General features: G+C 71.3%; 4 protein-coding genes. All 4 read right to left on the minus strand.

The window, feature by feature from the left end:
- Nucleotides 1-134: 134 nt before the first annotated feature.
- The 4 genes from BZL64_RS36400 to BZL64_RS36415 all read right to left on the minus strand — a co-directional run bounded on the left by BZL64_RS36400 (nucleotide 135) and on the right by BZL64_RS36415 (nucleotide 6301).
- Nucleotides 135-1319, minus strand: coding sequence for a uroporphyrinogen-III synthase (locus BZL64_RS36400; protein WP_086773302.1), 1185 nt, complete (start codon nucleotides 1317-1319; stop codon nucleotides 135-137).
- 100 nt (nucleotides 1320-1419) lie between these two features.
- Complete coding sequence (locus BZL64_RS36405; protein WP_208639600.1) at nucleotides 1420-2847, minus strand: nitrate/nitrite transporter; 1428 nt, start codon at nucleotides 2845-2847, stop codon at nucleotides 1420-1422.
- A 149-nt stretch (nucleotides 2848-2996) separates the two neighbouring features.
- A complete protein-coding gene (locus BZL64_RS36410) occupies nucleotides 2997-4166 on the minus strand; it encodes an acyltransferase family protein (RefSeq protein ID WP_086773303.1) in 1170 nt (389 codons plus the stop codon).
- Nucleotides 4163-6301 (minus strand): bifunctional polysaccharide deacetylase/glycosyltransferase family 2 protein, encoded by a 2139-nt coding sequence (locus BZL64_RS36415; protein WP_483025119.1) that lies wholly within the window; start codon nucleotides 6299-6301, stop codon nucleotides 4163-4165. Before BZL64_RS36415 ends, BZL64_RS36410 begins: the two co-directional genes overlap by 4 nt.
- Between the last annotated feature and the right edge of the window lie 75 nt (nucleotides 6302-6376).

Raw genomic sequence — 6376 nt, forward strand, 5'->3', positions numbered from 1 at the left:
CAGCCCGTCTGGGGGTCCCCCCTCTGGGGGAGTTCGAGGACGAGGCCGTTCAGGCCGAAGCGGGGGTCCGGGGGCGGCAGCCCCCGCGACGCCCGCACGAACCCCGGTTCACCTCACACCCACGTTCACTGAAATCAACCGTCCGAATACTTCGCATCGGCAGCCGGGTCCAGCGCCAGCCGGTACCCCCGCTTCACCACCGTCTGGATCAGCTTCGGCGCCCCGAGGGCGGTGCGCAGCCTGGCCATCGCCGTCTCGACGGCATGCTCGTCCTTGCCCGCTCCGGGCAGCGCCCGCAGCAGGTCGGCACGCGGGACGACCCATCCCGGCCGCCGCGACAGCGCCCGCAGCAGGGACATCCCGGCGGGCGGTACGGGCTTGAGACAGCCGTCGACCAGCACGGCGTGCCCGCGGATCTCGACCCGGTGTCCGGCGACGGGCAGGGCACGGGCCCGGCCCGGCAGTTCCCTGCACAGCAGTTGGACGAGTGGCCCCAGCCGGAAACGTTCGGGCGAGACGGTGTCCACCCCGACGGCCTGGAGGGGCAGCGCGGTGACGGGGCCGACGCAGGCCGGCAGCACGTCGTGGTGCAGGGCGGCGAGCAGTTCGGGCAGCAGGCCCCGTTCCTCGGCGCGGGACAGCAGCGAGGCGGCGGCGGGCGCGCTGGTGAAGGTCACCGCGTCCAGGCCGCGCGAGACGGTGGCGTCGAGCAGCCGGTCGACGGGCGAGATGTCCTCCGGCGGCATCCACCGGTACACGGGCACGCCCACGACCTCCGCGCCGCCGACCCGCAGCGCCTCGACGAAGCCGGGCAGCGGTTCGCCGTGCAGCTGGACGGCGATGCGGCGCCCCTCGACGCCCTCCTCCAGCAGCCGGTCGAGCACCTCGGCCATGGATTCGCTGGACGGCGACCATTCCTCGGTGAGCCCCGCGGCGCGGATCGCGCCCTTGACCTTGGGTCCGCGGGCGAGCAGTTCGACGTCGGCGAGGCGGGCGATCAGCTGTTCGCCGAGTCCCCAGCCGTCGGCGGCCTCGACCCACCCGCGGAAGCCGATGGCGGTGGTGGCGACCACGACGTCGGGCGCCTGGTCGAGGAGTTCCTTGGTGGCGGCGAGGAGTTCGCTGTCGTCGGCGAGCGGCACGATCCGCAGGGCGGGCGCGTGCAGCACCGCCGCCCCGCGCCGCTGGAGCAGCGCTCCGAGCTCGTCGGCGCGGCGCGCGGCGGTCACCCCCACCGTGAAGCCGGCGAGGGGCCCGTGCTGCTCGGCGTCCTGGCTGCTCGGGTCGTGGTCCGGTCGCTGCTGTTGCTGCTCGTACATAACACTCGTCCCGCACTGGAGTCGTATGGACCTACATGCCGAGCGAGCCTGCCAATGGTGCGTGACAGGCTCGGTTCGGCTTCATGTCGCCGGTGTTACGTCACACCTCGGCGTAGCTGAGCTGCGGCTTCGCCTCGGATGCGGTACCGGAGGCGGTGATCCGTCCGGCCGGGCGGCGAAGGTATACGGCCCAGGTGACCACGAAGCACACGCCGTAGAAGGCGAGGAAGGCGACGAACGCGCCGGTTCCGGAGCCGTAGGAGAGGAAGGACTGGCGGAAGGCGAGGTTGATGCCGACGCCGCCCAGCGCGCCGACGGCCCCGATGAGCCCCATGGAGGCGCCGGAGAGCCGGCGTCCGTAGGCTGCCGCCTCCTCGCCCACGAGCCCCTTCGCGACGGCCTTCGTCTGGAAGATGCCGGGGATCATCTTGTACGTCGACCCGTTGCCGAGCCCGGTGAGGACGAACAGGACGACGAAGACGGAGACGAACAGGGGCAGCGACTTCTGCATGCTGGCGAAGACCAGGACGGCGGTGGCGGCGCCCATGCCGACGTAGTTGTAGAGGGTGATGCGGGCCCCGCCGTAGCGGTCGGCGAGCCAGCCGCCCACGGGACGGATGAGGGAGCCGAGCAGCGGGCCGATGAAGGTGAGGTAGGCCGCCTGGAGGGGCGTACGGCCGAACTGGTTGGTCAGCACCTGGCCGAAGGCGAAGGAGTATCCGATGAACGACCCGAACGTCCCGATGTAGAGGAACGACATGATCCAGGTGTGGGCGTCCTTCGCGGCGTCGACCGCGGCGCCGGTGTCGTTCTTCACGGACGCGAGGTTGTCCATGAAGAGGGCGGCGAGGACCGCGGCGACGAGGATCAGCGGGATGTAGATCCCGAGGAGCACGCGCGGTCCGCCGCTCGCGCCGATGACGCCGAGGGCGGCCAGCTGGATCACCGGTACGCCGATGTTGCCGCCGCCCGCGTTCAGGCCGAGCGCCCAGCCCTTCTTGCGGAGCGGGAAGAAGGCGTTGATGTTCGTCATCGAGGAGGCGAAGTTGCCGCCGCCGACGCCGGCCAGCAGGCCCACCAGCAGGAACGTGTTGAACGAGGTGCCCGGCTCCATCACCGTGAACGCGGCGACCGCGGGGATGAGCAGCATCGCGGCGGAGATGATCGTCCAGTTCCGGCCACCGAACACCGCGACGGCGAAGGTGTACGGCACCCGGACGACGGCACCGACGAGGGTCACCATCGAGGTGAGCAGGAACTTGTCGGCCGGGGTCAGGCCGTACTCCGGGCCCATGAAGAGCACCAGCACGGACCACAGGGTCCAGATCGAGAACCCGATGTGCTCGGAGAGGACGGAGAAGACGAGGTTGCGGCGGGCGATCTTCTCGCCCTTCGCGTTCCAGAAGGCCTCGTTCTCCGGGTCCCACTCCTCGATCCAGCGGCTCCCCTTCTTCGAGGAGGCCTGCGAGGAGGCCGAGGAGGTGTTCGGGTCGGTCGGGGGTGCGGGGGCTGTACCAGGGGCTGTCATTGACGCCTCCACGTGCTCCGGGCTCGGGGTGTTTCGCGGGGATGAGCGGTGATGAGTCCCGAAGGTAGGGAGGGCGCGTTTCCGGCCTGTGGCTGTGGGTGACCGGAAGGGAACGTTGCTCTCACCTTGCGCGAGGGCCGGATGAGAGGTCAAGCGCGGTGGGCTCCGGGGCGTCCGTCCGGCCAGAGCCTCGGGTGTCTGCCCGCCGCCAGGTCCTCCATCCAGCCGAAGCAGACGACACAGCCCGCGGTCAGCAGCCATACGGCCGGCAGCTGGGCCCAGGGGCTCACCAGGACCCAGTGGGCGTCGGTCTCCAGGAAACCGATGCTCCACAGACGGTCCCAGAGGGACTCGACGACCACGATGCCCACGTTGTGCCAGAGGTAGATCGTCACGGCACGTGAGTTGAGGAGGGTGATCAGGCGGTCCCAGCGGCGCAGGCGGCGGGGCCACTCCTGCCAGGCGGGGCTGAGGTGCAGGAGGAGCAGTACGGCGGCGAAGGACCAAAGGGACTGGGCGAACGGCATGTCGTCGAGGTCGTGGCCCTCCTCGAAGCCCTGGGTGGAGGCGTACCAGAGGCCGGCGCACGCCACCACCGGCGCGAGGGAGGGGACGACGTACCGGGGCAGCCGGCGCAGGACGCCCTCCTGGTGGGCCATGCCCACCAGCCAGCACGCACCGAACGCGCCGAGGTCGGTGAGCCCCGCCTCCAGCCGCCAGCCGGGGACGGTGAGGACGCCGAACTCCAGGGCCGCCGACAGGGCGATCGGCGAGAGGACAGTCGGCCAGGGCGCCGCCCGCAGGGCGCGCAGCAGCAGCGGGGACAGCAGCACGAACCACAGGTAGGCCCGCAGGTACCACAGGGGTACGCCGACGGCGACGGCCCAGTCCTCGCCGATCAGCCCGTGGATGCCGGGCAGGCCCTCGCCGTACGGCGGGTCGCTCAGCGGGAGGATCCAGAAGGTGAGGTGGAGCCACCACCACAGGGGGTGGCCCTCCTCGCTCGGGCCCCAGCCGCCCAGCAGCATGCCCGTCACGCCCACCGCGCCCAGCAGCCACAGGGGCGGCAGGAGGCGGCGGAGCCGCCCGCGGACGACGGCGGCGGCGGGGCGGCGGTTCAGGGAGCGGGCCATGAGGTTGCCGGCCAGGGCGAACATCACGCCCATGGAAGGGAAGACGACGGGCAGCCAGGCCCAGCCCATGAGGTGGTAGAAGACGACGCGGAAGAGGGCGACGGCGCGGAGAAGATCGAAGTAACGGTCGCGGGAAGCCGGTTTCCTTTGTTTCTCCCGTACCTCTGCCTCCTCTACGGTGCTCATCGGGCCGCCCCCTCTTCCACGGCCGTCCGCGCGTCCTCGCCGGGCGGGGCCGCCACCTGGCCCATCCGGCGCAGCTTCTGCCAGCGCAGCCGGCCGCCGGTGAGGGCCGTGATCCAGGACTGGAGCAGGACGATGTACATCAGCTGGCGGTAGAGGAGCTGCTGCAGAGGCAGCGAGATCAGCGGGGTCAGCCGCTCCTTGTCCAGGACGAACGCGTACGCGGCGCAGACCGCCTGGATTGCCAGGACGCCGAACCAGGCCGCGATCGTCTTCCCCGTCGGGCCGAACAGCAGTCCGTAGATCAGGAACAGGTCGATCAGGGGCGCCAGCAGCGGGGCCACCACCATGAACAGGGAGACCAGGGGCAGGCCGACCCGGCCGAAGCGGCCCGACGGTCCGCCTTCCACCAGGGCGCGGCGGTGCTTCCAGATCGCCTGCATCGTGCCGTAGCACCAGCGGTAGCGCTGGGACCACAGCTGCTGCACCGACTCTGGGGCCTCCGTCCAGGCGCGGGCCTTCTCGGCGTACACCACCTTCCAGCCGTCGCGGTGCAGCGCCATGGTGATGTCGGTGTCCTCGGCGAGGGTGTCGTCACTCATGCCGCCGACCCGGTCCAGGGCCCTGCGGCGGAAGGCGCCGACCGCGCCGGGGATGGTCGGCATGCAGCGCAGGACGTCGTACATACGGCGGTCGAGGTTGAAGCCCATGACGTACTCGATGTGCTGCCAGGCGCCGATGAGGGTGTCCTTGTTGCCGACCTTGGCGTTGCCGGCGACGGCGCCGACGCGCGGGTCGGCGAAGGGCTGCACCAACTCCCGCACGGTGGACGGCTCGAAGACGGTGTCGCCGTCCATCATCACGATGAGGTCGTGCCGGGCGTTGGCGATGCCCCGGTTGAGGGCGGCCGGTTTGCCCGCGTTGAGCTGGCGCACGACGCGTACGCCGGGCAGGCGCAGGTCCTCGACGATGCGGGCGGTGCCGTCGGAGGAGCCGTCGTCGACGACGAGGATCTCCACCGCGTGGTCGCTCTTCACCAGTGAACGGACCGTGCTCTCGATGCACTTGGCCTCGTTGTACGCCGGGACCAGCACCGACACCGGTTCGGTGACCGGCGCGTCCGGGCCCCACACGAAGTCGGGGCGGCGGGTGCGGCGGGTGTGGACGGCGGACAACAGCAGCATCAGGCCGAAGCGGGCGAAGACGAGGACGCCGATGACGGCGAGGCCGACGACGAGGATGCCGGTGAGGTCGTCGGCGGCCGTGACCAGGGCGGTCCACGCCCGGCCCTTCCACAGTTCGAGGCCGCTGACCCGGGTGTGCGCGCTGGGCGCGTCGAGGGCCTCGGTGAGGTTCTCGAACGTGTAGCCCTGCCGTGCCAGCCGGGGCAGGTACGTGTCGAGCGCCCGCACGGTCTGGCTGCGGTCGCCGCCCGAGTCGTGCATCAGGACGATCGCGCCCTCGCCGTCGGCGGGCGTGGAGTTGCGGATGATCTCCGCGACGCCCGGCCTGCGCCAGTCCTCGCTGTCGTCGCCGGTCAGGACGGTGAGATAGCCGCGGCTGCCGACGTACTGGGTCACCGGCCAGGTGTTGTTGTCCAGGGCGGAGGCGGTGGCGGAGTACGGCGGACGGAACAGCGAGGTGCGGATGCCGGCGGCACCGGCGAGGGCGAGCTGGTTCTGGGTCAGTTCCCAGTCGATGCGCTTCGTCGACTGGTAGGAGAGGTCGGGGTGGTTGAAGGTGTGCAGGCCGATCTCGTGGCCCTCCTCGACCATCCGGCGCACGAGGTCCGGGTAGCGGCTGGCCATCGTCCCGGTGATGAAGAAGACGGCGTGCGCGTGGTGCTTCGCCAGGACGTCGAGGACCTGCGGCGTCCAGCGGGGGTCGGGGCCGTCGTCGAAGGTGAGGACGATCCGGTGGTCCGGTACGTCGATGCTGGTGGCCTGTCCGCCACGGGTGTCGACGACGGGCCCGCCGTCGAGGATCGCCTGCGGCACCCGGTCGGCGGCGGCGTCCGGGCGGACACGATGGTCGGCGAGGACCTCGCTGTGCACATAGCCACGCACCAGGAGCATCCCCATCATCGCGAACAGCACGACGAGCGGCAGCAGATGCCGCAGGCGCAGGGGTGGCCGCAGGCGCCTGCGGGCGGCACCCGCCGAGGCCTCGGCCCCGGCGGGGACCCGGCCGGTCCCGGGGAGGAGGGTGCGGAG

This window comes from Streptomyces bobili, assembly GCF_002154575.1.
In the GTDB taxonomy this organism is placed as follows: domain Bacteria; phylum Actinomycetota; class Actinomycetes; order Streptomycetales; family Streptomycetaceae; genus Streptomyces; species Streptomyces bobili.